We start from the raw sequence: 24,831 nt of genomic DNA on the forward strand, positions 1-24,831 counted from the left end.
ATCCTTACGACACCAGCCCCCGCCTCGCAAGGACACCAGCCCCCGCCTCGCAAGCTCGGCGGTCCAAGGTGGCTTCGCGCAACAGCTGGGGGCGCGGCGCTTCATAGCAAAGGCGCGCCAGAGAGGATGCAACGGCGAGGATGCAACGGCAGGGCGGTGGGTTCTGGCGTAGAGGCAGCCGCAGGGCGGGGCAGGAGATTATCGTACCGTTTGGACAAAAACAGCCTTTTTTGCGCCGACGGCGTCAACGGCGGGTTTTTGCTGCTCACGGACTTGAGTCCGCTGCGCGCAAAAATCCGCCGTTTCCTTGTCGGCATCAAAAAAATCTTATTTTCCCCCAATTCTTACGACACCAGCCCCCGCCTCGCAAGCTCGGCGGTCCAAGGTGGCTTCGCGCAACAGCTGGGGGCGCGGCGCTTCATAGCAAAGGCGCGCCAGAGAGGATGCGGCGGCGAGGGCGGCCTTGCAGAACAAAGTCGCCCGTCCGGTTAGACCTCCGCAGGATTTGCCGTCGTCGGATCCTCTGTCGCTGTGGCAATGTCTTCTTCCATCCCGTCCGCCAAAGCCGCAGGAGGGGCGGTTTTGTCTTCGAGCTTGTTGTGTTTGAGGCTCTCGCCCTGGCTGATGAAGTAGACGTGCTCCGCAATATTGATGGAGCGCCGCCAGATGCGCGTGAGGGAGCGGGTGATGAGGATGATGTGCATGGCCAAAGGCGGCTTGAGGCCAGAGGTCGGATCCGAAAGCCGCTCCATAATGCCCTGGATGATGCGCACCTCGCACTGCAGAGCTTCGCCATCGCCGTGGATGCACTGCAGGGCCTCGTCGGCGCGGTTTTCACGAAAAATGCGCACGGCCTGTTCATAGGCCTCGCGGGCGCGCTGAAACATGGGCAGCACCTGCGGGATCACGGCGCAGCCCGGCGTGTCCTGCATAAGCACGGCCTGTTCCGCCACGCTCACGGCTTCGTCGCCGATGCGCTCCAGGTCCACCACCATGCGCAGGGCGCTGACCACAAAGCGCAGATCGCCGGCCACGGGCTGGGTGCGGGCCAGCAGCTGCAGGGCCATTTCATCAATTTCGTTTTCCAGGGCATCGATGGCCGCGTCGTTTTCCATAACTGCCGTGGCCCTGCCAGGGTCGTTGGCGGCCAGGGCTTTGCCCGCTTCTTCCAGCGCGATGCCCACGCTGGCGGCCATGACCAACAGACGGGTGCGCAGAGTGGCGAGCAGTTGCTGCAAGTAGTTGATTTCCTGTTGCATAAGAGAATCCCTCCCTCTAACCGAAGCGGCCGGTAATGTAATCCTCGGTCTGCTTTTTGGCCGGCCGGGTGAACATGCTGTCCGTGGTATTGTGTTCAATGAGTTTGCCCATGTAGAAAAAGGCCGTGTAGTCAGAAACGCGGGCCGCCTGCTGCATATTGTGGGTGACGATGATAATGCACAGGGATTGCCGCAGCTCGCGGATACTTTCTTCTATCTTTTGGGTGGCAATGGGGTCCAGGGCGCTGGCGGGTTCGTCCATAAGCAGCACCTCCGGCTCCACAGCCAGGGCGCGGGCAATGCACAAACGCTGCTGCTGCCCGCCGGAAAGCCCCAGGGCCGGGGCCTGCAGGCGGTCCTTCACTTCGTCAAAGATGGCTGCCCGGCGCAGGGAAAGCTCCACCTTTTCGGCAATGAGGCTTTCGTCGCGCAGGCCGTTGACGCGCAGGCCGTAGGCCACGTTTTCATAAATAGTTTTGGGGAAGGGGTTGGGCTTCTGAAAGACCATACCCACCTTACAGCGCAGGGAAACTACGTCTGTGTCCGGGCGATTCACGTCTTGCCCGTCCAGCAGGATTTCGCCTTCCACGCGCGCGCCGGGCACCAGGTCGTTCATGCGGTTAAGACAGCGCAGAAAGGTGGATTTGCCGCAGCCGGAAGGCCCGATGAGGGCCGTGACCCGGCTGGGGGGGAACTCCAGACTGACCTCGTGCAGGGCTTTGTTCTGCCCGTAAAAAACACTGACCTTGCGCGTCAGCAGTGCTTCCTTCATGAGTGTGCCGCTCCGTGGACGGGTGTGAGGGTAAAGACCAGGGCCGTGCTGCCGTCCGGGGCCGGACTTTCCGCCCGGATATGGCCGCCGTGCCGCTCAATGATGTGCTTGCAGATGGCCAGGCCCAGCCCGGTGCTGGCCTGGCCCCGGTGGCGCTCCACCTGGTAGAAGCGCTCAAAAATCCGTTCTAGATCCGCCTTGGGAATGCCCGGCCCGTCGTCCGTCACGCGAAAGGTGACCGTGTTTTCCGCTTCCTGCGCGCTCACGCGCACAGTGCCGCCTTCAGGCGTAAAGCGGGCCGCGTTTTCCAGCAGGTTGCGGAAGACCTGGGTCAGGTGGGGCTGGCTGGCCATGACCCGGCAGCCCTGGGGCATGTTCACCGCTACCGTGCAGCGTCTAGCCTCCAGGCTCTCGTGACACTGGGCCGTGGCCTGGTTCAGAGCCTCGAGCGGATCAATGGGGCTGAGCTCCAGGCTGCCGCCCTTGCCCTCCAGGCGGGCCAGAGAGAGCAGATCCTCCACCATGCGCGAAAGGCTCAGGCCGTGTTTGAGGATGATCTCGCCGAAGCGGCGGCACTGGGGCGGCAGGTCCAGATTCATGAGGGTTTCCGCATAGCCCTGGATAGCCGTAAGGGGCGTGCGCAGCTCGTGCGACACGTTGGCCACAAAGTCGCGGCGCACGCGCTCCAGGCGCATGAGCTCCGTGATATCATGGAACACGGCCACCGCGCCCACGCCGGTGGGCACGTGCGCGTCCTCCTGGCCGGAAGGGCGGGAAAGGCAGACGGACATGACTTCGCCCGAAGACAGCTCCAGGTGCAGATAACGTTGCCGGCGGGCCCTGGATTCGGCTTCATCGCTTCGCGCTTCCGGCTCGGCCATAAGGGCGTCTACAGCTTCCTGCAGAGCGGGGGAGGGGATGACCTCCACCACAGGCGCGCCCTGAGCCGCGGCGGCCTGGGGAAAGCATCGGGCCAGGGCGCGGTTGCAGCGGCGGATGCGGCCACGCGGCCCCAGTACCAGCACGCCGTCGCTCATGGTTTCCAGCACGCATTCCAGTTGGGCGGTCTGCTCTGCGGCGGCGCGTATGTGTTCCTCAATATTCTCGGCCATGCGGTTGACGGCCTCGGCCAGCGGGGCAAATTCCCGGCCGGGGATGTGCCGGAGTCGACGCTGAAAATGTCCCAGCGAAATGGCCTCCACCACCGCCACCATCTGGTCCAGCGAACGGCGCAGCGCGCCGGAAAGCACGCCCGCCAGGACCAGTGAAAGCAGCAGGGCCGTCAGCCCCAGACGGGTGAAAAAAGAAGCCTGGTGGGCGATGTCCTGGCGCAGGTGGTCCAGGGGCACGGCCACCCGCAGCACGCGCCCGGTGGCCGCGGGCACGGCGGCGTAGGCCATGTCTGTGCCCAGGGTGCCGCTGGGGCGCAGGGCAAAGCCCGGCTCGCCCATAAGGGCGGCGTGGATTTCGGGGCGATCGGCGTGGTTGTCCAGGCGCGTCACCGGCTGTGCGCCGGGGGACGTGTCGGCCAGCACCTGCCCCGTGGCGTCTGTGAGGGTCAGGCGTTCCTGGGGCATGTCCAGGATGCGCGCCAGTTGGGGCAGACTTGCCGGTTCTGGCCCCAGCTGGGCCAGCAGGGCGGCGGCCAGGGTCGTTTCACGCAGCAGGCGCTGCCGCGCGGCCTCCAACTGGCCCTCCTCAAACCACGAACGGCCCGTAAACACGGCTATGCCCGCTACCACCAGGGCCACGGCCAGCATGCCGCCAAAAATGCGCGTTCTGAAAGAAAGCATGTGTTTCACCGGGGTATAAGATTGTTGTGCCCTGCAACCTTCCGTCACAGGGGGAGGGGCCAGCGGCGGGGGGCATGACGCCGTCGGCTCTGCCGCGCTATTCCTTGATCCGGTAGCCCACGCCGCGCACAGTTTCCAGCAGGGGGGCGGCGGGCCCCAGTTTGGCGCGCAAACGGCGTACATGGGTATCCACCGTGCGGGCATAGCCTTCAAAGGAGTAGCCCCAGACCTTGTTGAGCAGTTGCTCGCGGGTGCGCACCGTGCCCGCGTGGCGCAGCAGGTCTTCCAGCAGGCGAAATTCCGTGGCCGTGAGGTTGAGGGGGGTATCCTCCACTTCGGCGGTATGGGCGTCCGTGCGCAGGCGAATGCCGTGACGTTCCAGCGCGGGGCTTTGGGTTTCGCGTCCGCCGCGCCGCAGCACGGCCCGTACCCGCAGCATAAGCTCGCGTACGCTGAAGGGTTTGACCACATAATCGTCTGCGCCCAGGCTCAGGCCCACCACCCGGTCCATCTCTTCGCCGCGGGCCGTGAGCATGAGTATGGGGATGTGAGCCGTTTCCGTCTGCGCGCCCAGCCGCCGGCAGACTTCAAAGCCGTCCAGCCCCGGCAGCATGACGTCCAGCAGGACCAGCGCGGGCGTGTGCCGCCGGGCCATGTCCAGGGCCTGGGGGCCGTCGGCCGCTTCCAGCACGCTGAAGCCTTCGCGCTCCAGATTGAAGCGTAACAGTTCGCGGATGTCGGCCTCATCTTCTACTACAAGTATCTGCTGCATGGCGTCTTCCTTTTTCCCGACCCAGTTCAGCGCGGTTGTGCGCCAGGCGTGTGGTGGCTGTGTGACAATTGCGTGACAGCCGCCGTCAACGGGGCTGACAGAATTTTGCGCGGCGCGGCAGGGTGTTGCGCGGTTTCACGCAGTGTTCTGCGTTCCGTCATCATTCTGTAACAGAGGCGGGCCAAAAGGGAAACGCGGCGGGAAACGGCCCGCCCGGAACGGCATACGCAACCAAAGTGCAACAAAGGAGCATATTCATGTTTATTGGTAAAAAATTGGTTCTGGCCCTGGCCATGCTGAGCTTGAGCGCCCCGGCTTTTGCGGCCGGGCAGGTCGTTATCAACGGTTCCACCACGGTGCTGCCTGTGGTGCAGAAGGCGGGCGAAGCCTTTATGGCCGCGCACCCCGGCGTGGAGCTGAGCATTTCCGGCGGCGGTTCGGGCAACGGCCTCAAGGCCCTGCTGGAAAAACAGTGCGACATCGCCATGAGCTCGCGCGACATTAAGGACAAGGAAGTGGAAGCGGCCAAAAAGAACGGCGTGAACCCGCAGCGCACGGCCATTGCCGTGGACGCCATCGTGCCCGTGGTTAACCCCGCCAATCCCGTGAGCGGCCTGACCGTTGAGCAGCTGCGCGACATCTACACCGGCAAGATCACCAACTGGAAAGACCTGGGCGGCGCTAACGCCAAGATCGTGGTCATCTCACGCGACACCTCTTCCGGCACCTTTGAGTGCTGGGAAGAAATGGTCATGAAGAAGCAGCGCGTCAGCCCCGCAGCCCTTATGCAGGCTTCCAACGGCGCTGTGGTGCAGGCTGTTTCTAAAAACAAAAACGCCATCGGCTACATCGGTCTGGGCTATGTGGACAAGTCCACCAAGGGCCTTACGGTCAACAAGGTGACCGCCAACGCCCAGACGGCGCTTTCCAAGCAGTGGCCCATCGCGCGCGAGCTGTTCATCTTTACCAACGGCGCGCCTGCCGGCAGCGTTAAAGACTTTGTGGATTACCTGCTGGATCCCGGCAAGGGCCAGAAGAACGTGCTGGAAGTGGGCTATGTGCCCCTGGCCAAATAAGGACGACCCACACACAGCGGGGTGATAAAGCCTCGCGTGGAGGCCTCTGCCGTGGCGGAGGCCTCCGCCGTCGGCGGGACAAGGCCGCCCGGTGTGGACCAGGGCCAATAAAAATCATGCAAGACCATCTGGGAAGGGGAGGGGCCATGCGCTCCACGGCAATGCGGGAAAATCTGGTGCGGCACACCCTGGCCGTCCTGGCGGGCAGTTCTCTGCTGGCTTTGGGCGGCATTGTGTTGTTTTTGTTTATGGAAGGCGTGCCGCTGTTCAGCGAGTATTCCTTTATCGATTTCTTGTTCGGCAAGCTCTGGTACCCCACGGAGGAGCCCGGCCTGTTCGGCATTTTCCCGCTGTTGGCGGCTTCGCTGGCCGTGACGCTGTGTTCATCGCTGCTGGCTGTGCCCCTGGGCGTGCTCACGGCCGTTTATCTGACGGAAATCGCCCACCCGGCCGTGCGCCGCGTGGTCAAGCCCTTTGTGGAGCTGCTGGCGGCTTTGCCCTCGGTGGTGCTGGGCTTTCTGGGCATGGTGGTGCTGGCCCCCTTTCTTCAGGACGCCCTGGGCGCGGCTTCGGGCCTCAACCTGCTCAACGCCTCCCTGGTGCTGGCCCTTATGAGCGTGCCCACCATCTGTTCTGTTTCGGAGGACGCCCTCTACAGCGTGCCGCGTGACCTGCGTGAGGCCTCCCTGGCTTTGGGGGCCACCCGCTGGCAGACCACGGTGCGCGTGGTGGTGCCAGCCGCCCTTTCCGGCATCGGCACGGCGGTAATGTTGGGCATGTCCCGTGCCATAGGCGAAACCATGGTGGTGCTCATGGTGGCCGGCGGCGCGGCCATTCTGCCCACTTCACTGCTGGATCCGGTGCGGCCCATGCCCGCCTCCATAGCTGCGGAAATGGCCGAAGCCCCCTTCCGCAGTGAACACTACCATGCCCTGTTCGCCATTGGCATAGTGCTCTTTTTCCTGACGCTGGCCTTCAATGTTCTGGCCGGACATATTGCTGAAAAACACCGCCAGGCCGGCACCTCCAGCCTGTAACAAGGGGAATTTTCATGCCTTCCATCATACCCACCCCCACGCTGCCGTCCGTGCCCCAGGGCGGCAGGCCCGTCCCGCCGCCCGCTCCGCCGTCGTCCGCTCTGCGCCTGCCCGCCAGCGGACGACGGCGGGCCCGCCGCCAGACCCTTATGTTCTGGCTGCTGCGGGCTGTGGCCGCCTGTAACGTTCTGGCTCTGCTCGGGGTGTGCGCCTTTTTGCTGCGCAACGGCCTGCCGGCCCTGAGCTGGGAATTTCTCACCCAGGCGCCCCGCAACATGATGACCGAGGGGGGCATCTGGCCCTGCATCGTGGGCACGGCCATTCTCTCGCTGGGCTCGCTGCTGCTGGCCTTTCCTTTGGGAGTGGCCTCGGCCGTATATCTGCACGAGTATGCGGGCCGCAGCCCTTTTGCCCGCTATGTGCGCCTGGGCGTCAATAACCTGGCCGGCGTGCCCTCGGTGGTCTTCGGCCTGTTCGGACTTTCTTTTTTTGTCACTTTTTGCGGCTTTGGGGTGAGCATTCTTTCCGGCGTGCTGACCCTGGCCGTGCTGACCCTGCCGGTGATCATCGGCACGGCCGAAGAAGCCTTGCGCAACGTGCCGGATACTTACCGTGAAGCCTCCCTGGCCCTGGGGGCCACCAAGTCGCAGACCATCGCCAGGGTGGTGCTGCCCTGCGCCTTGCCGGGCATGCTTACCGGAGCCATTTTGGGGGTGGCCCGTGCGGCGGGTGAAACCGCGGCCATCATGTTTACCGCCGCCGTGTTTTACACCCCGCGCACGCCCGATTCCGTATTCAGTGCGGTCATGGCCCTGCCCTACCACATGTATGTACTGGCCACGGCGGGTACGGAAATCGAAAAAACCCGCCCTCTGCAGTACGGCACGGGCCTGGTGCTGCTCTTGTTGGTGCTGGGCATGAACCTGCTGGCCATTCTGTTGCGCGACCGGCTGCAGAGGCGGGCTTAGAGCAGTTAGCGAATGGAATGAGCTAACTGCTCTGCAAGGATTTTCTTGAAAATCCTTTGCCACGAAATGCGAGAAGGCAGGCTTTTGCCTGCCGTAAGCGAGCATTTCAAGTGTTAAATGATCGAGGAGCAGATTATCTTGCCCTGGGCGAAGTTCCCGACTGCCGTATACGGCTGCCGCCAGGACAGGTGGCGGCAGATCGCCGGTTGCCGGGCGTGCGGACAGCGCAGCAGAAATTGGGCAACAACATCTGAACATGACGAAACCCCGACCGAAAGGCCGGGGTTTCGCATATCCGTTTCCCCCAGGGAAACGGGAGGAGGGGGCGAGTAAAGTCCGCCGCCGTAAGCCGAGGCGGCATGGTGACAGGAACACTCAGGACAGTTTGTTTTTTTCTGTTTTTTCCGGGTGCAAAGGCTCAATAGTTGCCTGCCCGCCGCAATTGCAGGTGGGGTGCGCCTTGGCGTCGCAGCCTCCGTCGCAGCCACAGCCGCACTGGCCGCTGCGCATGGCGCGGCGCATACGCCGGATCATGAAGACCAGCGCCACCAGGACGCAAAGAATAATGAGGACAAGTTGCAGATCCATATGCATTCACCTTGGCGCGGCGGCGTCGCGACATGTGACGCTCAACCGCGGTTGTCTGTAGCAAGAAGATGGTTCTTTAGAAAATGAAAGTCAAGTTCTTTGCGGGGGGAAATAAATTTTTTCTGGCCGCGCCCTAAAAGGCAGGCCCGCAACCACAGGGGAACGCTAAGGTGCGTTTGTCTCAGCGCAGCTTGCCTTTAAGAATACATATGCTCAACAGTTACGGCTCGCGCGCTTCAGAACTTAACCTTGCAGATACCTTGCGCTTAACTTGCGTGGTGGGCGGTTGCGCAAGCAGTCGCCTGGGCGTTTCAACCTTGAAAAGCCCTAAAGCTCTTTGGCGGCCTTGGCCCGGCATTCGGCGCAGAGGCCGTAGAGGTTGTGCACATGGCCGCGCAGTTTGAAGCCGTATTTTTCGGCCAGTTCGCGTTGCAGTTTTTCGATGCGGGGATCGCAGATTTCCACAATCTTACCGCAGCCGAGGCAGACCAGGTGGTCGTGGTGGCTGTCGGGCCTGGCCACTTCATAGCGGGTGATGCCGTCGCTGAAGTGGATCTCCATAGCCAGGCCCGCGTCGCAGAGCAGCTTGAGCGTACGGTAAACCGTAGTCTGCCCGATGCCGGGATCGCGCTGCAAAATATGCTGGTAAAATTCTTCCAGCGAGTGGTGGCCGGGCAGTTCAAAAAAAGCCTCGGCAATGGTGCGTCGCTGCGAGGTGGTGTTCAGGCCCTTGCGGTTCATGAAGTCCAGAAATTCCGGCAGGCCCACGGTCCTCGGTTTTGCTGTCATAATTGCGCCTGCTCCCGAAAGCGGTCTGGCAGCGCGCGGGGCTGCCAAAACGCTTCCAGGCGGGGAAGCGTGACGGTTGGGGATGTCCGCGCGGCTTCTAGGATGCACCACTTTTATTTAAAAAGCAACGCGCAGTCCCCAAACCAGCGCACGCTTTACGCACAGGCGCGACGGCCTTGTCGTTAGGGCGTGCGCAGACTACAGTAACGCGGTATTTCTCGCTGCCCTGTTCTTGACAGGAATAACAAGATTGAATACTGTTTTCAAAAAGAGACAGCAAAAAACCTTTGCCGGAGCGGTACGCTCCGCCGAATAAGGATGACAGTATGGAAAATCTTATCAACAAAAAAGTGGCTCCGTTCAGCGTGCAGGCCTATCAGGCCGGGGAACTGAAAACCGTGACCGATGCGGAGTTGCTGGGGCACTGGTCTGTGGTCTTCTTTTACCCTGCGGATTTTACCTTTGTTTGCCCTACGGAGCTGGAAGATCTGGCCGAGAACTACGAGGCCTTTAAAAAGCTCAATTGCGAAGTGTATTCCGTCTCTACGGACAGCGCCTTTGTGCACAAGGCTTGGGCCGACGCCTCGCCCAACATTGCCAAAATCCGTTATCCCATGCTGGCGGACTGCGCGGGCGAACTTTCCCGGGCTTTCGGCGTGATGATCGAAGGGGCAGGACAGGCCTTGCGCGGTAGTTTCGTCATCAATCCTGAAGGGGTGGTCAAGGCCTATGAAATCCACGACACCAGCATCGGCCGCAACGTAGAGGAACTGCTGCGCAAGCTGGAGGCCGCCCAGTTTGTGGCCGAGCACGGCGACCAGGTTTGCCCCGCCCGCTGGAAGCCGGGTAAAGCCACGCTGAAGCCGGGCCTGGATCTGGTAGGCAAATTATAGGAATACTGTGGGGAGCGGCGGCCCCCACGTAATTTTTGTATGGAGCCCCTCCATTTGGCTGGGGCTCCATACAAAAAAGGGCGGAGCCCTGCGGCCCCGCCCCATGCGTCCGGTATACGCGGAACTTACTTGATTTCCGCAGTGGCGCCGGCTTCGGTAAGCTGCTTCTTGGCTTCTTCGGCTTCTTCCTTGGAAACGGCTTCCTTGAGGGTGGAGGGGCAGCCGTCCACCTTTTCCTTGGCTTCTTTGAGGCCAAGGCTGGTGAGGGCGCGGACCACCTTGATGACGGCGATCTTGTTGGCGCCGGCTTCCTTCAGCACCACGTCGAACTCGGTCTTCTCTTCGGCGGCCTCAGCGGCGCCGCCGGCCGGAGCAGCCATGACCATGGCGGCAGCGGGGGCAGCGGCGGAAACGCCGAACTTTTCTTCCAGTTCTTTGATGAATTCAGAAAGTTCCAGCACCGTCATGCTGGAGATAAATTCAACGACTTCTTCTTTAGTAATGGCCATGATATGTCTCCTGAATAATTTGGCTTGGCTGCGTTGCAAAAGGCCTTAGGCGGCCTTGCCTTTCTGCTCTTCAATACCCTTGAGGGCGTAGAGCAGGCCACGCAGCAGGTTGGCAAACAGCGACACAAAATTGGTGGGCACGGCGTTCATGGTGCCGAGCAGCTGACCCAAAAGCTGTTCCCTGCCGGGCAGCTTGGCCAGAGCGTCGATCTGGGCGGCGTCCAGCGCCTTGCCGTCCAGGCTGGCGCAACGCAGCTCAAAGAGCTTGCTCTGCTTGGCAAAATCACTAAGCGCCTTGGCCACCGCCACCGGGTCGTCGTACCCAAAGGCCACGCCGCAGTTATCGTGGAACTTGTCCTTGATAGCGGCATGCGTGCCGTCGGTCAGAGCAATACGGGCCAGCGTGTTCTTGACGACGTGGTATTCGCCGCCAGCCTTGCGCAGGCTGACACGCAGGTTCGTCAGCTCTTCCACCGACATGCCCTTGAAGTCCGTGAGCACCGTAAAAGGAGCCTTCTCGGCGCGAGCCTTGATGGCCTCAATAACGGCGGCTTTTTCAGACCTGTTCACGTGATACCTCTCACGTTGGGGTTGCCAGGTGGAATGCCGAGCCAAAGAAGAAGCGTCTGGGCAGGGCAGATTAAGGGGTCGCCCCCGCCTGCCGTCTTCGACTCGAAATCCCGTTCCTCAGACAGTGCGCCCCCAAAACCCGCGGACAAACCGCAAGACCGGGGGCGCTCCTGAAGGCTTAGCCTTCAAGAAATTTTTTGACCTGCGCTATGTCCACCCTGAAGCCGGGGCCCATAGTGGTGGAAACAGCCATGGAGAGCATGTAGGAGCCTTTGGCGGCCGAGGGCTTGAGACGATTGACCGTCTCAAGCAGGGCCTTGAGGTTGCCTAGGATCTTTTCCGGCCCAAAGGAAACCTTGCCCAAGGGCGCGTGCAGCACGCCGGCCTTGTCCACCTTAAAGTCTACGCGGCCGGCCTTGAGCTCGGTGACAGCCTTGGTCACGTCAAAGGTGACCGAGCCGGTCTTGGCGTTGGGCATGAGCCCGCGGGGGCCCAGCACACGGCCGATCTGGCCCACCAGGGCCATGACGTCGGGCGTGGCCACGGCGGCGTCAAATTCGAGCCAGCCTTCCTTGACCTTGGCCACCAGGTCTTCGGCGCCCACCACGTCGGCGCCGGCCTCGCGGGCCTCGGCCTGCTTCTCGCCCTTACAGAACACGGCCACGCGCACGGATTTGCCCAACCCGTGGGGCAGGGTAACGGCGCCGCGCACCATCTGGTCGGAATATTTGGGGTCAACGCCCAGACGAATGGCCACGTCCACGGTTTCGTCAAATTTGGCGAAAGCGGCGGCCAGAGACTTGCTCACAGCGTCTTCAATGCTGAATCGCGCTTGAAGGTCAACCCCTTCAAGGGCGTTGCGAAATTTTTTGCCATGATTGGGCATGGGAATAATCCTTGTCGTTTGCATCTCCTGCCGGGGCCCGACTGCACGGGGCCGGCAGTACAATTGATTCCAACGAGGGCGGGCCGATAATCTCCGACGCAACGCGCCGGTTCCCGCCGCCACAAGGCCGTTGCGCCGCGCAAAAGGGTAGAACGCCGGCGGCGCTCCCGGCGGCACGCGAGCTTACTTGACGTCGATGCCCATGCTGCGGGCCGTGCCCGCAATGGACTTGACCGCAGACTCAAGGCTGGCGGCGTTGAGGTCCGGCAGCTTGAGCTTGGCGATTTCTTCCACCTGGGCGTGGGTCAGGCTGCCAACCTTGTTGCGGTTGGGTTCGCCGGAGCCCTTTTCGATCTTGGCGGCCTTCATGATCAGTACGGAGGCCGGGGGCGTCTTGGTGACAAAGGTGAAGGAGCGGTCGGCGTACACCGTGATGACCACCGGGATGATCATGCCCTTCTGGTCCTGGGTGCGGGCGTTGAACTCCTTGCAGAAGCCCATAATGTTCAGGCCGTGCTGGCCCAGGGCCGGACCCACCGGCGGCGAGGGATTGGCCGCGCCTGCGGGGATCTGCAATTTGATTTTGGCAACTTCTTTTTTGGCCATGTGCGTAATCCTTACATCGCTGCTGTGGCGCGGACATTGCGCCGTGCGGGCAGGTCATTAAAGAGCCGGGCGCGCGCAGGACACAAGACCCTGGCAAAGCGCCCGGACAAAAGGGGCCGCGTTATCCTTTGGAAACCTGCACAAAATCCAGCTCCACCGGCGTTTGCCGGCCGAAGATGGATACGGAGACGCGCAGCTTTCCCTTGTCGTAATTCACGTCTTCCACCACGCCGTTGAAGCCCCCAAAGGGCCCTTCGATGACGCGCACCTCGTCGCCCCGGTCAAAATTGAACTTGGGACGGGGCGTCTCCTTGCGGGTTTCCATCAGGGCCAGAATGCGTTCGGCTTCGGCGTCGCGCATGGGGGTGGGGCGGTTTTTGCCGCCCACAAAGCCGGTCACCTTGGAAATGGACTGCACCAGGTGACAGGAAAGGTCGGTCATGACCATACGCACCATGACGTAACCGGGGTAGAACTTGCGGGTGGAGGTGCGCTGCTGGCCGCCCTTGGTGGGCTCAATGACCTTTTCGGTGGGCACCACCACTTCCTCAATCAGGCCCTGGTCCTGCCCGGTGCGGCGCAACTCGTTAATGGTCTTCTGCACACGCTGCTCGAAGCCCGAGTAGGTGTGCACAATATACCAGCGAGCTTTTTTGGAAAGCTCGGAAGTTTCGTCGATAACGGGTTCTTTCATAACGGCCTTCAGGACAGAATGGTCTTGATGAGGGAGGAGAGACCAAGGTCCACCAGCCCCAGGATGACAGCCATCACGGCGACAAAGCCCAGCACGGCCAATGCGGCCTTGCGTGTCTCCTGCAGCGTGGGCCAGGTGACTTTGCGCAGCTCGGCCTTGGAGTCCTCCACATAGCGGGCAAAGCGGGCCACGGGGTTGGGACCTTTGGCCGCCTTTACGTCAACGGCTTGAGCCTGTTTTTTTGCCATGGTGCGTCCGGGGATAAAAAATGGCAGGGCAGGAGGGATTCGAACCCCCAACATGCGGTTTTGGAGACCGCCGCTCTAGCCGTTAGAGCTACTGCCCTGCGTGCCGTCCGGGGGGCTTACCGCCCCCCGGCGGAAAGGTTGTTACCTGGTTTCACGATGCACAGTGTGCTTCTTGTCCCAGGGGCAATACTTTTTCATTTCCAGCCGCCCGGTAGTGGTCTTTTTGTTCTTCCGGGTGCTGTAGTTGCGGCGTTTGCACTCGGTGCAGGCCAGGATAATGTTGACTCGCATGGCGTTACTCGATGATTTCGGTCACGACGCCCGAACCCACCGTGCGGCCGCCTTCGCGAATGGCGAAGCGCAGGCCGGCTTCCATGGCGATGGGGGCGATAAGCTCCACCAGGAACTGGGAGTTATCGCCGGGCATGACCATTTCCACGCCTTCAGGCAGGTTGATAACGCCGGTGATGTCCGTGGTGCGGAAGTAGAACTGCGGACGGTAGCCGGTGAAGAAGGGGGTGTGACGACCGCCTTCTTCCTTGGCGAGCACATACACTTCGGCCTTGAACTTCTTGTGGGGCGTGATGGACTTGGGCGCGGCAAGCACCTGGCCGCGTTCCACGTCGTCACGCTTGGTGCCGCGCAGCAGCACGCCGATGTTGTCGCCGGCTTCGCCCTGGTCGAGCAGCTTGCGGAACATTTCCACGCCGGTGCAGGTGGTCTTCTGGGTGGGCTTGATGCCCACGATTTCCACTTCGTCGCCCACCTTGATGACGCCGCGCTCCACACGACCGGTCACCACAGTGCCGCGGCCGGAGATGGAGAACACGTCTTCAATGGGCATCAGGAAGGGCTTGTCGATATCGCGCACGGGCTCAGGGATGAAGTCGTCGCAAGCCTGGAGCAGGTCCAGAATGCATTTGGCTTCAGGGGCGTCGGCGCTGTCGGCTTCCAGAGCCTTGAGGGCGGAACCGCGGATAACGGGCACGTCGTCGCCGGGGAAGTCGTAGGAAGAGAGCAGCTCGCGCACTTCCATTTCCACCAGTTCCAGCAGCTCTTCGTCGTCCACCAGATCGCACTTGTTCAGAAAGACCACCAGCTGGGGCACGCCCACCTGACGGGCAAGCAGAATGTGCTCACGGGTCTGGGGCATGGGGCCGTCAGTGGCGGCCACCACCAGGATGCCGCCGTCCATCTGGGCGGCGCCGGTGATCATGTTCTTGATGTAGTCGGCGTGGCCGGGGCAGTCCACGTGGGCGTAATGGCGTTTGTCGGTCTCGTACTCCACGTGGGAGGTAGAGATGGTGATGCCGCGCTCTTTTTCTTCGGGGGCTTTGTCGATTTCGTCATAAGAAATGAACTTGCCCTCGCCCTTGAGGCCGGCGATCTTGGTGATGGCGGCGGTCAGGGTGGTCTTGCCGTGGTCGATGTGGCCGATGGTGCCGATGTTTACATGGGGCTTTTTGCGCTGAAATTTTTCCTTGCCCATTGTACGTCTCCCTGGAGAAAAAAGTTTTGCGTTTTACCTGCGTTACACTGATAAATCGGGTTCGCGCGTGCTGTAACGCCTGCTCCTCGCGTAACGGCTGCGGCAGGGGGCAAGGCCGTGAGGGCGGCCCGCTATCCGCATTCAGTCCCTGGACACCAGGGAACGTGCATTGGCGGACAAGATGACTGAAGGGGGGTAGGGCCAGCAGGAATGGAGCGGGAAACGGGATTCGAACCCGCAACCCTCAGCTTGGAAGGCTGATGCTCTAGCCGTTGAGCTATTCCCGCACATTACCGTAGTACCCCGACAGGCTTCCTGTCTCCTACAGCCAAGGCAGTTTTTTGTAACCACCCACCTACCGTCCCTTATTAAGGGAAGACGGAAAAGTGGTGGTGGAGGGGGGTGGATTTGAACCACCGAAGTCTTACGACGACAGATTTACAGTCTGTTCCCTTTGGCCACTCGGGAACCCCTCCACTGAGCTTGGCAAAGATCCCTATTGCGATCTTTGTTCTGCTTTTTGTGGAGCTGGCGATGGGACTCGAACCCGCAACCTGCTGATTACAAATCAGCTGCTCTGCCAGTTGAGCTACGCCAGCGGCAACACTGCTTCTTAGCTATTTCCACCCTGCTTGGCAAGCAAAAAATGCATTTTGCGACAAATTTCTGTTTGCGCCCTTGGGCTGCAGGGGGCGTTCGTCCGCGCCGGACGCGGAAAAACGGCATTTATACTACTGCACTCTGCCCAGAAGCGCAAGCCGTGTTTCCGCAGCGTTTCTGACAAGGCTGCTTTTTTATAGTGCCGCTTTCCGGCCAAGAGTGCAACGCTCAAGCCCGGCCAGATCCCGGCGCGTCTGGGGGGCAGCAAAGCCGGCCTGGACCAGCAGGCCCCGCACAGCTTCGCCCTGCCTGTCGCCGTGTTCCAGCAGCAGCAGGCCGCCGGGCCGCAGGCTGCGTGTTGCGGCCTGGGTTGCGGCGTCCAGGTGGGCCAGGCCGTTTTGCGGCGAAAACAAGGCTGTATGCGGCTCAAAACGCAGCACTTCGGCCATGACCCGCGAACGTTCGCCCGGGGCCACATAGGGGGGGTTGCTCACCACCAGGTCAAGGCTTGCGGGCCGCAGGGGCGGGGCAAACAGATCGGCCCGCACGGGGCGTACCCGGTGCGCAAGCTCCAGGCGTTGGGCGTTGGCCAGGGTCACGGTCAGGGCCTCTGCGCTGAGGTCCAGGGCCAGGCCGCGCCAGCGAGGTCGGCAACGGGCCAGGGCCAGGCCGATGCAGCCGCAACCCGCGCCCAGGTCGGCAAAGCGGAGTTCCCCCTGCGGATCGGGCAGCAGCTCCAGAGCCGTATCCACCAGCAGTTCCGTTTCCGGGCGGGGAATAAGGGTTTGCGGCGTGACCAGAAAGTCCAGGCCGTAAAATTCCTTGTGGCCTGTGATGTGGGCCAGGGGTTCGCCTGCGGCCCGGCGGTCCACAAGGGCGTCCAGGGCTGCGATTTCGCGGGAGTCCAGCTCCCGCCGGGTTGCCAGCACGCATTCCAGACGGCTGAGGCCCAGCAGATTTTCGGCCAGCACCTGCGCGCAAAGGCGGGGGCTGTCCGCCCCCGCCTTTTGCAAACGCCGGCCCGCCAGAGCCAGATACTCGCCCAGACGCACTAGGCCTCCGCGCCTTCCCGTCGCCGGGCGCGCGGCCTGGCGGCGGTTTTGGCCGCAGCGGTTTTAGCCTTGCCGCCCCGACCGGAGCCGCTGCCCGTCGGGCGCGCACCGCCCTGGGCGTCTTCAAAGACCAGAGACGGCAGTTCGTCATAGTGGTGCACGGGGTGCACGCTGATGCGCTTGAGCAGGTCTTTGGGCACGTCTTCCAGATCCTTCACGTTCTGGTAGGGGATGACCACGTGCTTGAGGCCGCGCGCCACGCCCGCCAGGATCTTTTCCTTGATGCCGCCCACGGGCAGCACCCGGCCCTGGAGGGTGATTTCGCCGGTCATGCAGAGGTCGGCGCGCACGCAGCGGCCGCTCAGGGCCGAGATGAGGGCCGTGGTCAGGGTGACGCCCGCCGAGGGGCCGTCCTTGGGCGTGGCCCCTGCGGGCACATGCACATGGATGTCGTGTTTGGTGATGAAGCCGGGGTCCACGCCCAGCTCGTCGGCCCGGCTGCGGATGTAGCTCAGGGCCGCCTGGGCGCTTTCCTTCATGACGTCGCCCAGCTGACCGGTGAGGGTGAGCCCGCCCTTGCCCTTCATGACCGTGGCCTCTACAGTGAGCACTTCGCCGCCCGCCGGGGTCCAGGCCAGGCCCAGAGCCATGCCGGGCAGGAGGGTCTTTTCCTTTTCATCTTCTATAAAGCGGGGCGCGCCCAGGAGCTTTTCCACATCCGCCACGCCCACCTTGAAGGGGCCGTCTTCGCCTTCGGCCTTACGGCGGGCCAGTTTGCGGCAGATGGAGGAGAGCTCACGCTCCAGATTGCGCAGGCCGGCCTCGCGGGTGTATTCGCGCACCACCTTGACCAGGGCCGCGTCGCTTACAACCACATCTTTTCCTTCTAGGCCGTTTTCTTCAACTTTTTTGGGCAGCAGGTGCTTGCGGGCGATTTCGGTCTTTTCCTGCAGGGTGTAGCCGGGCAGGGAGATGACCTCCATGCGGTCGCGCAGGGGCGCCGGGATGGTGTCCAAGTGGTTGGCGGTGCAGATGAACATGACCTTGGAGAGATCAAAGGGGACGTTCAGGTAGTGGTCGCTGAAGGTGTAGTTCTGCTCCGGGTCCAGCACTTCCAGCAGGGCCGAGGAGGGGTCGCCGCGAAAGTCCGTGCCGATCTTGTCCACTTCGTCGAGGACCATGACGGGGTTGCGCGTGCCGGCCTGTTTGAGGGCCTGGATGATGCGTCCGGGCATGGCCCCGATATAGGTGCGCCGGTGCCCGCGGATTTCGGCCTCGTCGTGCATGCCGCCCAGAGAAAGCCGCTGGAATTTGCGGCCCATGGCCCGTGCAATGGAGCGCCCCAGCGAGGTTTTGCCCACGCCGGGAGGGCCCGCAAAGCAGAGGATGGGGCCCTTGGACTGGGGGTTGAGCTTGCGTACGCTCAGAAATTCCAGGATGCGGTCTTTGACCTTGTCCAGACCACAGTGGTCTGCATCCAGGATTTCCTTGGCGTGGGCGATGTCCAGGCGGTCGCGGGAGAGCTTTTTCCACGGCAGCTCCACCAGCCAGTCCAGATAGGTGCGCGCCACATTGGCTTCGGAGGAATCGGCGTGCATGCCCGCCAGGCGGCGCAGCTGCTTGTCGGCCTCTTTGCGCACATCCTTGGGCAGGCCGGCTTTATCCAGGGCCTTGCGCAGGTTTTCCAGGTCTTCTTCGGCGTCTTCGTCCTTGTCGCCCAGCTCATTGCGGATGGCCTTGAGCTGCTCGCGCAGAAAATAGTCCTTCTGCGCCTTGTCCATGCCTTCGCGGGCGGAGCTCTGGATGCGGGCCTGCACGGTGGCCACTTCCACTTCGCGCTGGAGCTGGGTATTGACCAGCATAAGGCGTTCGATGGGGTCTTCCGTTTCTAGGATGCGCTGGGCCTCGGCGGTTTTTACGCGCATGTTGGCGGCGATGAGGTCCGCCAGGCGGCCGGGGTCGTCCACGCCCTGCAGCACGGCCAGCACGTCCGGCGAGGAAAGCCCGCGCAGGGTGAGCACTTTTTCGCTCTGCTCGCGTACGGAGCGCAACAGGGCTTCCACCGTGGCGTCGGTGACGGCCGTGCGTTCGCTCAGGGTGGTGATGCGGGCCTCCAGATAGGGTTCCACCCGACTGAAGGCCTCCACCTTGGCGCGACTTACGCCCTGCACCAGGATTTTGACGCGCGAGTCGGGCATTTTGAGCATGCGCATGACCTGCACCACCGTGCCCACCTGGTAGAGGTCTTCAGGCCGGGGGTCTTCGGTGCTTTCTTCCTTCTGGGCGCAGACCAGCAAATGGCGGCCGTTCTGCAGGGCCGCGTCCACGGCGCGCACGGATTTTTCCCGCCCGATGAACAGGGGCAGGATCATATAATTAAAGATGACCACATCGCGCACGGGCAGTACGGGCAGCACGTCGGGCACGGCCTGGGCGGAAGGGCCGCCTTCGTGTTCGCCGGTTTCGGGCGCGGCGGCCTCATGCTCCGGCTGCGGGTTCGCGTCGGGCGTGGGGCCGGTTTCGCTGGGCGTCAAAGTGGTTTTTTTGTCAAAATCGCTCATATATTACTCCCCGACTGCAGGCATATGCGCTGTGCTTGCGTGATGCTGTAGCAGTCTCCCTCTGTAACGATGACATGGTCCAGAAAGCGCAGGCCCAGGCGCGGCGCCAGCCTTTGCAGTTCCTCCGTCAGCAGTTTGTCCGCCTGTGACGGCAGGGCATGCCCGCCGGGGTGGTTGTGGACCAGGATGATGCCGCCGGCCTTGTGGGCAAGGGCCGCCTCCAGCACGTCGCGGGGGTAGAGGGGTATCTCCGCCACGCCGCCGCGACGCAGGCGTTCCCAGGCGATCAGGCCGTTGCGCTGGTCCACCAGGGCCAGCCAGCATTCCTCGTGCGGGCATCCGGCCAGCCGGGCCTGGGCCATTCGGGCCACGGCTTCCGGGGTGGCCAGCACCTCGCGTCGGCGTACCGGGGCCGCCACGCTGCGGGCCCGGGTTTCGCGCAGTACCTGCCAGAAGGCCAGCAGCCCCGGTCCAAAGCCGGGCACGGCCAGCAGTTCGTCCGGACGGGCGTCCAGCACGCCGCGGATGCTGCCGAAACGCTGCAGCAGTTCCTTGGCCAGAGGCTTGGTGTCCTTGCGGGTCAGCCCATAGCCCAGTAAAAGCTCCAGCACTTCATAATCCGCTACTGCCGTGGCCTCGTGGGCCAGCCGTTCACGCACTCTGGCCCTGTGGCCAAGATAGCTTGAAGGATTGGATGCCGGCTTTGCTGTCATAAAGTAAGCAGTTTTCAGAGGTGTGCAAGGGGTTGGGCGGCGGAAAGAAGACGCCGCGTCGGCAAGCGTGCCGCAGTCAGTGGGCGGTCTCCGCCGGGGCCAGCAGCCCCGTGAGGCGTGCGGCCAGAAAATCCAGACTTTGTTCCGGGCTGCGGCGGCCGCTCTTGACCTGCCATTCGGCGTCCATAACATGGGCCAGAGCCTCGGCCAGGGTTGCGGGGCTCAGGCGTGCGGCCAGGGCGCGTTTGGCCGCGGCGTCCTTGGGGTAAAGGCGTACGTTCTCACCGGCTTTGATCTGCCAGAGCAGACGCAGTTCCCTGGCCAGCAGGGCCAGAAAGGAGAAAAGCAGGCCGGAGCCGTCTTCGTTGCGGGCCAGCTCCTGCCAGAGGGCCGTGATATTGCCGGCCTCCATATGTTGGATGCAGGCAAAGACGTTGCAGTCCGGGCTCCAGCCGCCTGTGGGGATCTGGCTCAGGTCCACCTCAGGGGGCTGGGGCGCGCCCTGGGCCGTCAGCGCCGCCCGCAGCAGCAAAATTTTTTCCAGCTCGTTTTCCACGGCTCTGGCGTCGGGCGGCACCGAGGCGCAGAGCCGTTCCAGAGCGTCGGGCGCAAAGCGCAGGCCCAGGGCACGGCCCCGCTGCACAAGGTGGTTTTTAAGACTGTAGGGGGTGAGGCCCTCGTGCCGCCACAGCCAGCCCTGTTCTTCAGCAAACTTCAGGCAGCGCAGCTTGGTCAGGGCCGCGGGCAGTTTGGGTTGGCCTTTTTCCCACGGGACTTCCAGGCAAAAAAAAGGCCAGCACTGTTCTGTAGGGCGGGAGAGCGCGCGCGAAAGTTTTTTCCACACTGCCACGGGCCAGAGCTGGGCCTGCCGCACCACCAGAGCGCGGGAGGCGCCCAGCAGGCCGGGCAGGGTCAGCTCTTCCCAGAAAGCGGCTGGCGGTTCCTCATCGCCCCAGTAGACGCGGCGTTCCCAGACGCCGGAGCGGGGGGGATGGGCCGCCAGCAGGCGGTCCAGGCGGGCGCGCAGGAGCTGGCCGTCCGGGCAGATCAGGAGGGAAAAGCCGGGGCGTGGAGTGCTCATAATGCCTTCAGTAACAAGGTTGTGGGGCGTGTGCTGCCGCCCGTAAAAATCCCTGCGGCGAACTGTTCCGTCGTCGCGGTCGAATGGGGCCCGGCACGCGTGCAGCGGGCTGAGCCCCAGGGAACACTGGCTGCAGTATAAGGCGAAACGGCCGTGTGGGGAAGAGGCTGCCCGCGCCCGCACTTTGAGGCCCAACCCAGGCATAACCACTTGGCGGCTACGCAATGTGCGAACAATTCTGACACTACCCTGCTGACGCAACCGCCAGGGCATTGCAACATTGCAATGCCCTACCAGCCGGGGCGTTTTTGCCCCGGTGTATGCGCGGTCTTGCCGTCGCCGGGCTGGCGGGTTGCGGGCCATAACGCAGAAGCCGCAACGGCGAACCGTTGCGGCTTCCAGGGGCCGGACACCCGGCAGCGGCTGTTACCGCTGCTTCCTTTCGGACCTGACGGGGTTGGCAGTGCTGCCGCCGCCCGGCCTGGCCCTGCTTTATACGGTAAGGGGGCGGCTTGTCAATGGCCGGCGGCCACGGAAAGGGGCGGGACTGCCTGGACCGGCGCGGCGGCGTCTTGCCCGTGGCCTGGGCCGAAAAGGGCCGCGGCGTTGGTCAGCAGGCGGTCCATTCCCTCAGCGTCGAGGCCGGCTTTTTGTTGCAGGCGGCGGCGTTCGTCCAGAGGATCGTAGAGGGGCCAGTCTGTGCCGAAGAGGATGCGCTCTGACGGGAAGGCGGCCAGCAGCCGTCGTAACAGCAAGGGCGTGGCAAAGGGCGAGGTGCTGGAGGTGTCCAGCCAGAGATTTTCCCGCAATTTGCCGCCCAGCACCTTGAGCGAGTGCGCCCACATGCGGTAGCCGCCGAAGTGGGCGGCAATGATGCGCAAGCCTGGAAAGGCGTCCAGAATGGCGGCCAGCTTGTAGGGGCAGGAGGGCGCGCTTTCCGGGCGCATGGCGTCGCCGATGTGGATTTCAAAAATAAAATCCTTCTGAGCCGCTTCAAAGATGGGCCACAGGCGCGGGTCGTCCAGGCGAAAGCCCTGAAAGTCCGGGTGCAGCTTGATCCCCCGGATGTTGGCGGCCTTGAGGCGGTCCAGCTCTTTTTGCCATTGGGCGTAGCCGGGGTGCAGGGTGCCGAAGGCAATGACCCTGTCGGGATGCGCACGCTGCAGGGCTATGGCATAATTGTTGGCCGGGATGACCTGGGCCGGGGCCGTGGCCGCGCAGAGCACCACGCATTTGTCAATTCCGGCGGCGCTTTGTCGGGCCAGCAGGTGGTCTATGGTGCCATCGCCGGCGCAGGTGAGCTGATAGTAGGCATTGAGGTGGTCCACGGCTTTACGCGCGATTTTGGGGTGAAAGGCGTGGGTATGGATGTCTATGCGCACGGTTATTTGACCCCGTTGACCACGTTGATGGGCGTACCGGCCTGCCAGCGGCGGATGTTTTCCGCTGTGAGGTTGATGATGTTCTGGCGGGCGCGGGTGGTGGCCCAGGCAATGTGCGGGGTGATCAGCGTGTTGGGCGCGCTGAGCAGGGGGTTGTTCATCTGGGGCGGCTCGGTGGAAAGTACGTCTGTGCCCAGGCCGCGCAGCTGGCCGCTTTTGAGGGCAGCTGCCGCGGCGGCTTCGTCCACCAGGGGGCCGCGCGCCGTGTTCAGCAAAAAGCTCCCCTTGGGCATGAGGGCCAGGGTTTTGGCATTGATGATATGGCGCGTGCTTTCGGTCAGGGGGCAGTGCAGCGAAACCACGTTGGCGGCGGCCAGCAGCTGTTCCAGCGGGGCAAAGGTAAAGGGGCTGTACGCGGGCGGATCCTTGGGCGTACGGCAGTAGGCCAGCACGCTCATGCCGAAGGCGTGGGCCAGTTCGCCCATGCGCCGACCAATGGAGCCGAAGCCGATGAGGCCCATAGTCAGCCCTTCCAGACAGACAGGTGGAATTTTCCAGTAGCACCAGTTGCGGCTTTTGATCCAGTCGCCATTTTTGACGCTTTCGGTATGCAGGGTGGTGTGGCGGCAAAGTTCCAGCAGCAGGGCCATGGCGTGCTGCGCCACGTCGCTCACGCCGTAGGCCACCACGTTGCACACAGGCACGTTGCGCTTGGCCAGGGCGGCGATATCCACGGTATTGTAGCCCGTGGCCAGCACGCCCACCATGCGCACGTCGGGAATTTTTTCCAGATCTGCGCAGCCCAGGGGCGTTTTGTTGGTCAGCAGCACGTCCACGCCTTTGGCCCGTTCCGCCAGTTTGTCCGCCGGGGTTTCGTCATAAATGGTTACATCGCCCAGAGCGGTGATGGGACCCCAGTCCACGTCGCCGGGATTGAGCACCGCGCCGTCCAGAATGGTGATTTTCATAGGTCTAACCTCGGTTTGCCAAAGCAGTGTAGCGCGGCCCGCGTCGGCCCGCAACCTGAAGAAAAGAAGCGCAGCCGCGTGGGCCGGGAGCCGCGTGCCTGCAGGGCAGCGAACAGTATAAAGGCTGGGGGCTGGTGCGGCGCTTAGCCTGCCGATGCAAAAAAATACTGCCAGACCAGCGAAAGCAGCAGCAGACTGAGGGAAACCACCAGAAAGCGGCGCACGGCGGCGGGCCCCACCCGGATGGCCATGCGGCTGCCCAGCCAGTTGCCCAGGCAGCAGGCCGCGGCCATGGGCAAAGCCAGCTTCCAGAGCACCACGCCGTTGAGGACGAAGACCGTGGCCCCGCCCAGATTGGAGGCCAGGTTGAGCACCTTGGCCGTGGCCGAAGCCTGCATGAGCCCCATGCGCAGCACCCAGTGGAAGGCCAGAATGAGAAAGCTGCCGGTGCCGGGGCCGAAAAAGCCGTCGTACGCGCCCAGCAGCAGGCAGACCAGGGTTACGGGCAGCCAGAAGCGCGGTCCCTGCAGAGGCAGGGGGGGCAGGCTGCGGTCTTTTTGGGGCAGCAGGGTGGCGCAGAGGCCCACGGGCAGCAGAGCCACCAGTATTTTGCCCAGCAGGGCGGCGTCCAGCAGCAGGGTCAGACGGGATCCGACCCAGGAGCCCAGCAGGGAGAAACCAAGGCCGGCCAGGGCTACGCGCCAGAGCACCAGACGGCTGCGGGCAAAGTTGCCCAGGGCCACGCCCGTGCCCAGACAGGCGCTGACTTTGTTGGCCCCCAGGGCCATGTGCGGGGGCACGCCGGTGAGCAGCAGCACGGGCATGGTCACCAGCCCGCCGCCGCCGGCGATGGCGTCGATAAAGCCGCCCCCCAGGGCAGCGGCCATGCCCGCCAGCAGGACGGGCAGCGTCAGTTCCCACATGGGCTTACCATTTTTTAAAGATGACCCAGGCAGCCAGCACGATGAGGGCAAAGCCCAGCACATGGTTCCAGCGCAGGGGTTCGTGCAGCCAGAAGACGGAAAAGGCCATGAACACGCAAAGCGAGATGACCTCCTGCACGGTTTTGAGTTCCGCGGCGGAAAAATAGCCATAACCTATGCGGTTGGCCGGCACCTGCAAGGTGTATTCAAAAAAGGCGAGGCCCCAGCTGGTCAGAATGACCAGAGGCAGAGCCGCGCTTTTGTAACGCAGGTGCCCGTACCAGGCAAAGGTCATGAAAACGTTGGAGCAAAGCAGCAGCCCCACGGTGATGCAGGGAACGGGCAGGTGCATGGCGACGCCCTCTGAAGGCGGGTAAAAAGATCCGCACGTGGGCGGGCGCGAGGGGCACGGCGACAGAAGCCGCGTTGCGGCGCAGAGGGGTCTATAGCTGGCGGGCCGGGGCGCGTCAATAAGGCGGCCGGGCCGTTCGGCAAAAAAATCCCTGAAGAAACTTCAGGGATGTGGGCAGAGCGTGGCCCCTTCCGGAGAAAGGATTTCCCGGCCCCGACGCCTGTCGAGGCCGGAAAATCATGTGGGGAGG

General features: G+C 63.0%; 27 protein-coding genes, 4 tRNA genes and 1 other RNA gene. 5 read left to right on the forward strand and 27 right to left on the reverse strand.

The window, feature by feature from the left end:
• Positions 1–210: 210 nt before the first annotated feature.
• Complete coding sequence (locus EB812_RS10910; protein ID WP_130958294.1) at positions 211–492, forward strand: hypothetical protein; 282 nt, start codon at positions 211–213, stop codon at positions 490–492.
• On the opposite strand, the gene phoU is transcribed toward EB812_RS10910, so the two are convergent.
• The 4 genes from phoU to EB812_RS10930 all read right to left on the reverse strand — a co-directional run bounded on the left by phoU (position 489) and on the right by EB812_RS10930 (position 4,596).
• The gene (gene phoU, locus EB812_RS10915; RefSeq protein WP_130958295.1) at positions 489–1,259 is read right to left on the reverse strand and encodes a phosphate signaling complex protein PhoU; all 771 of its coding nucleotides are present in this window, start codon (positions 1,257–1,259) and stop codon (positions 489–491) included. The genes EB812_RS10910 and phoU overlap by 4 nt on opposite strands.
• Before the next feature lie 16 nt (positions 1,260–1,275).
• Positions 1,276–2,031, reverse strand: coding sequence for a phosphate ABC transporter ATP-binding protein PstB (gene pstB / locus EB812_RS10920; RefSeq protein WP_118230525.1), 756 nt, complete (start codon positions 2,029–2,031; stop codon positions 1,276–1,278).
• Positions 2,028–3,824 carry a HAMP domain-containing sensor histidine kinase gene (locus EB812_RS10925; protein ID WP_118230526.1) on the reverse strand — a complete coding sequence of 599 codons (1,797 nt, stop codon included), beginning with the start codon at positions 3,822–3,824 and terminating at the stop codon, positions 2,028–2,030. Before EB812_RS10925 ends, pstB begins: the two co-directional genes overlap by 4 nt.
• Positions 3,825–3,921: 97 nt before the next feature.
• Entirely contained in the window at positions 3,922–4,596 is a 675-nt protein-coding gene (locus EB812_RS10930) for a response regulator (protein WP_130958296.1), read from the reverse strand.
• A gap of 257 nt (positions 4,597–4,853) precedes the next feature.
• Between EB812_RS10930 and EB812_RS10935 the strand changes: the two genes are divergently transcribed.
• The 3 genes from EB812_RS10935 (at position 4,854) to pstA (ending at position 7,677) form a co-directional block, all read left to right on the forward strand.
• A complete protein-coding gene (locus EB812_RS10935; RefSeq protein WP_130958297.1) occupies positions 4,854–5,672 on the forward strand; it encodes a phosphate ABC transporter substrate-binding protein in 819 nt (272 codons plus the stop codon).
• Between the two features lie 146 nt (positions 5,673–5,818).
• Positions 5,819–6,709 carry a phosphate ABC transporter permease subunit PstC gene (gene pstC / locus EB812_RS10940; protein ID WP_130958298.1) on the forward strand — a complete coding sequence of 297 codons (891 nt, stop codon included), beginning with the start codon at positions 5,819–5,821 and terminating at the stop codon, positions 6,707–6,709.
• Positions 6,710–6,858: 149 nt separating this feature from the next.
• Positions 6,859–7,677, forward strand: a complete 819-nt coding sequence (gene pstA / locus EB812_RS10945; RefSeq protein ID WP_118230564.1) for a phosphate ABC transporter permease PstA — start codon at positions 6,859–6,861, stop codon at positions 7,675–7,677.
• Between the two features lie 375 nt (positions 7,678–8,052).
• Here the strand turns inward: pstA and EB812_RS10950 are convergent, their stop codons facing one another.
• Together EB812_RS10950 and EB812_RS10955 are read right to left on the reverse strand one after the other, a co-directional pair.
• Complete coding sequence (locus EB812_RS10950) at positions 8,053–8,265, reverse strand: FeoB-associated Cys-rich membrane protein (protein WP_118230530.1); 213 nt, start codon at positions 8,263–8,265, stop codon at positions 8,053–8,055.
• 327 nt (positions 8,266–8,592) lie between these two features.
• Complete coding sequence (locus EB812_RS10955) at positions 8,593–9,054, reverse strand: Fur family transcriptional regulator (RefSeq protein ID WP_118230531.1); 462 nt, start codon at positions 9,052–9,054, stop codon at positions 8,593–8,595.
• A gap of 326 nt (positions 9,055–9,380) precedes the next feature.
• Between EB812_RS10955 and ahpC the strand changes: the two genes are divergently transcribed.
• Positions 9,381–9,947: an alkyl hydroperoxide reductase subunit C gene (gene ahpC, locus EB812_RS10960; RefSeq protein WP_118230532.1), complete on the forward strand. Its 567-nt coding sequence runs from the start codon at positions 9,381–9,383 to the stop codon at positions 9,945–9,947.
• Between the two features lie 125 nt (positions 9,948–10,072).
• Here ahpC and rplL read toward each other — a convergent pair whose 3' ends face one another.
• From rplL to EB812_RS11065, 21 genes are all read right to left on the reverse strand, one after another.
• Entirely contained in the window at positions 10,073–10,456 is a 384-nt protein-coding gene (gene rplL / locus EB812_RS10965) for a 50S ribosomal protein L7/L12 (protein ID WP_118230533.1), read from the reverse strand.
• A gap of 45 nt (positions 10,457–10,501) precedes the next feature.
• Positions 10,502–11,026, reverse strand: a complete 525-nt coding sequence (gene rplJ, locus EB812_RS10970) for a 50S ribosomal protein L10 (RefSeq protein WP_118230534.1) — start codon at positions 11,024–11,026, stop codon at positions 10,502–10,504.
• 178 nt (positions 11,027–11,204) lie between these two features.
• Entirely contained in the window at positions 11,205–11,912 is a 708-nt protein-coding gene (gene rplA, locus EB812_RS10975; RefSeq protein WP_118230535.1) for a 50S ribosomal protein L1, read from the reverse strand.
• A gap of 183 nt (positions 11,913–12,095) precedes the next feature.
• On the reverse strand, positions 12,096–12,518 hold the full coding sequence (rplK, locus tag EB812_RS10980; RefSeq protein WP_118230536.1) for a 50S ribosomal protein L11: 423 nt from the start codon (positions 12,516–12,518) through the stop codon (positions 12,096–12,098).
• 121 nt (positions 12,519–12,639) lie between these two features.
• Positions 12,640–13,212: a transcription termination/antitermination protein NusG gene (gene nusG, locus EB812_RS10985; RefSeq protein WP_130958299.1), complete on the reverse strand. Its 573-nt coding sequence runs from the start codon at positions 13,210–13,212 to the stop codon at positions 12,640–12,642.
• 8 nt (positions 13,213–13,220) lie between these two features.
• Positions 13,221–13,460 (reverse strand): preprotein translocase subunit SecE, encoded by a 240-nt coding sequence (gene secE / locus EB812_RS10990; protein ID WP_118230537.1) that lies wholly within the window; start codon positions 13,458–13,460, stop codon positions 13,221–13,223.
• A 21-nt stretch (positions 13,461–13,481) separates the two neighbouring features.
• Positions 13,482–13,558, reverse strand: a tRNA-Trp gene (locus tag EB812_RS10995).
• Positions 13,559–13,601: 43 nt separating this feature from the next.
• Entirely contained in the window at positions 13,602–13,751 is a 150-nt protein-coding gene (rpmG, locus tag EB812_RS11000) for a 50S ribosomal protein L33 (protein ID WP_092152471.1), read from the reverse strand.
• A gap of 4 nt (positions 13,752–13,755) precedes the next feature.
• On the reverse strand, positions 13,756–14,949 hold the full coding sequence (tuf, locus tag EB812_RS11005; RefSeq protein ID WP_118230538.1) for an elongation factor Tu: 1,194 nt from the start codon (positions 14,947–14,949) through the stop codon (positions 13,756–13,758).
• Positions 14,950–15,160: 211 nt separating this feature from the next.
• Positions 15,161–15,236: transfer RNA gene (locus EB812_RS11010), tRNA-Gly, on the reverse strand.
• A 103-nt stretch (positions 15,237–15,339) separates the two neighbouring features.
• Positions 15,340–15,425, reverse strand: a tRNA-Tyr gene (locus tag EB812_RS11015).
• Between the two features lie 47 nt (positions 15,426–15,472).
• Positions 15,473–15,548, reverse strand: a tRNA-Thr gene (locus tag EB812_RS11020).
• Between the two features lie 195 nt (positions 15,549–15,743).
• Positions 15,744–16,601, reverse strand: coding sequence for a peptide chain release factor N(5)-glutamine methyltransferase (gene prmC, locus EB812_RS11025; protein ID WP_118230539.1), 858 nt, complete (start codon positions 16,599–16,601; stop codon positions 15,744–15,746).
• Entirely contained in the window at positions 16,601–19,162 is a 2,562-nt protein-coding gene (gene lon / locus EB812_RS11030; protein WP_130958300.1) for an endopeptidase La, read from the reverse strand. Before lon ends, prmC begins: the two co-directional genes overlap by 1 nt.
• A complete protein-coding gene (locus EB812_RS11035) occupies positions 19,159–19,875 on the reverse strand; it encodes a JAB domain-containing protein (RefSeq protein WP_130958301.1) in 717 nt (238 codons plus the stop codon). Before EB812_RS11035 ends, lon begins: the two co-directional genes overlap by 4 nt.
• A gap of 76 nt (positions 19,876–19,951) precedes the next feature.
• Entirely contained in the window at positions 19,952–20,956 is a 1,005-nt protein-coding gene (locus EB812_RS11040; protein WP_130958302.1) for a DNA polymerase III subunit delta, read from the reverse strand.
• Between the two features lie 398 nt (positions 20,957–21,354).
• Positions 21,355–21,445, reverse strand: an RNA gene (gene ffs / locus EB812_RS11045) — signal recognition particle sRNA small type.
• 26 nt (positions 21,446–21,471) lie between these two features.
• Entirely contained in the window at positions 21,472–22,338 is an 867-nt protein-coding gene (locus EB812_RS11050; protein WP_118230543.1) for an amidohydrolase family protein, read from the reverse strand.
• 2 nt (positions 22,339–22,340) lie between these two features.
• Positions 22,341–23,306 (reverse strand): D-2-hydroxyacid dehydrogenase, encoded by a 966-nt coding sequence (locus EB812_RS11055; RefSeq protein ID WP_118230544.1) that lies wholly within the window; start codon positions 23,304–23,306, stop codon positions 22,341–22,343.
• 143 nt (positions 23,307–23,449) lie between these two features.
• Entirely contained in the window at positions 23,450–24,229 is a 780-nt protein-coding gene (locus tag EB812_RS11060) for a sulfite exporter TauE/SafE family protein (protein WP_118230545.1), read from the reverse strand.
• A 4-nt stretch (positions 24,230–24,233) separates the two neighbouring features.
• Complete coding sequence (locus EB812_RS11065) at positions 24,234–24,581, reverse strand: DMT family protein (RefSeq protein WP_118230546.1); 348 nt, start codon at positions 24,579–24,581, stop codon at positions 24,234–24,236.
• Positions 24,582–24,831 lie beyond the last annotated feature (250 nt).

It is taken from the genome of Desulfovibrio legallii (assembly GCF_004309735.1).
GTDB classification, from domain to species: Bacteria; Desulfobacterota; Desulfovibrionia; order Desulfovibrionales; family Desulfovibrionaceae; genus Desulfovibrio; species Desulfovibrio legallii.

What these genes read in the sequence shown, in the direction of transcription:
- rplK (WP_118230536.1), bottom strand. Translation starts at nt 12,518, where the DNA reads ATGGCCAAAAAAGAAGTTGCCAAAATCAAATTGCAGATCCCCGCAGGC.
- EB812_RS11040 (WP_130958302.1), bottom strand. Translation starts at nt 20,956, where the DNA reads ATGAGCACTCCACGCCCCGGCTTTTCCCTCCTGATCTGCCCGGACGGC.
- EB812_RS11065 (WP_118230546.1), bottom strand. Translation starts at nt 24,581, where the DNA reads ATGCACCTGCCCGTTCCCTGCATCACCGTGGGGCTGCTGCTTTGCTCC.
- rplA (WP_118230535.1), bottom strand. Translation starts at nt 11,912, where the DNA reads ATGCCCAATCATGGCAAAAAATTTCGCAACGCCCTTGAAGGGGTTGAC.
- pstC (WP_130958298.1), top strand. Translation starts at nt 5,819, where the DNA reads ATGCGCTCCACGGCAATGCGGGAAAATCTGGTGCGGCACACCCTGGCC.
- ahpC (WP_118230532.1), top strand. Translation starts at nt 9,381, where the DNA reads ATGGAAAATCTTATCAACAAAAAAGTGGCTCCGTTCAGCGTGCAGGCC.
- pstA (WP_118230564.1), top strand. Translation starts at nt 6,859, where the DNA reads ATGTTCTGGCTGCTGCGGGCTGTGGCCGCCTGTAACGTTCTGGCTCTG.
- EB812_RS11060 (WP_118230545.1), bottom strand. Translation starts at nt 24,229, where the DNA reads ATGTGGGAACTGACGCTGCCCGTCCTGCTGGCGGGCATGGCCGCTGCC.
- secE (WP_118230537.1), bottom strand. Translation starts at nt 13,460, where the DNA reads ATGGCAAAAAAACAGGCTCAAGCCGTTGACGTAAAGGCGGCCAAAGGT.
- rplL (WP_118230533.1), bottom strand. Translation starts at nt 10,456, where the DNA reads ATGGCCATTACTAAAGAAGAAGTCGTTGAATTTATCTCCAGCATGACG.
- tuf (WP_118230538.1), bottom strand. Translation starts at nt 14,949, where the DNA reads ATGGGCAAGGAAAAATTTCAGCGCAAAAAGCCCCATGTAAACATCGGC.
- EB812_RS11055 (WP_118230544.1), bottom strand. Translation starts at nt 23,306, where the DNA reads ATGAAAATCACCATTCTGGACGGCGCGGTGCTCAATCCCGGCGACGTG.
- nusG (WP_130958299.1), bottom strand. Translation starts at nt 13,212, where the DNA reads ATGAAAGAACCCGTTATCGACGAAACTTCCGAGCTTTCCAAAAAAGCT.
- rpmG (WP_092152471.1), bottom strand. Translation starts at nt 13,751, where the DNA reads ATGCGAGTCAACATTATCCTGGCCTGCACCGAGTGCAAACGCCGCAAC.
- phoU (WP_130958295.1), bottom strand. Translation starts at nt 1,259, where the DNA reads ATGCAACAGGAAATCAACTACTTGCAGCAACTGCTCGCCACTCTGCGC.
- EB812_RS10950 (WP_118230530.1), bottom strand. Translation starts at nt 8,265, where the DNA reads ATGGATCTGCAACTTGTCCTCATTATTCTTTGCGTCCTGGTGGCGCTG.
- EB812_RS10930 (WP_130958296.1), bottom strand. Translation starts at nt 4,596, where the DNA reads ATGCAGCAGATACTTGTAGTAGAAGATGAGGCCGACATCCGCGAACTG.
- EB812_RS10925 (WP_118230526.1), bottom strand. Translation starts at nt 3,824, where the DNA reads ATGCTTTCTTTCAGAACGCGCATTTTTGGCGGCATGCTGGCCGTGGCC.
- EB812_RS10955 (WP_118230531.1), bottom strand. Translation starts at nt 9,054, where the DNA reads ATGACAGCAAAACCGAGGACCGTGGGCCTGCCGGAATTTCTGGACTTC.
- lon (WP_130958300.1), bottom strand. Translation starts at nt 19,162, where the DNA reads ATGAGCGATTTTGACAAAAAAACCACTTTGACGCCCAGCGAAACCGGC.
- pstB (WP_118230525.1), bottom strand. Translation starts at nt 2,031, where the DNA reads ATGAAGGAAGCACTGCTGACGCGCAAGGTCAGTGTTTTTTACGGGCAG.
- EB812_RS10935 (WP_130958297.1), top strand. Translation starts at nt 4,854, where the DNA reads ATGTTTATTGGTAAAAAATTGGTTCTGGCCCTGGCCATGCTGAGCTTG.
- EB812_RS11035 (WP_130958301.1), bottom strand. Translation starts at nt 19,875, where the DNA reads ATGACAGCAAAGCCGGCATCCAATCCTTCAAGCTATCTTGGCCACAGG.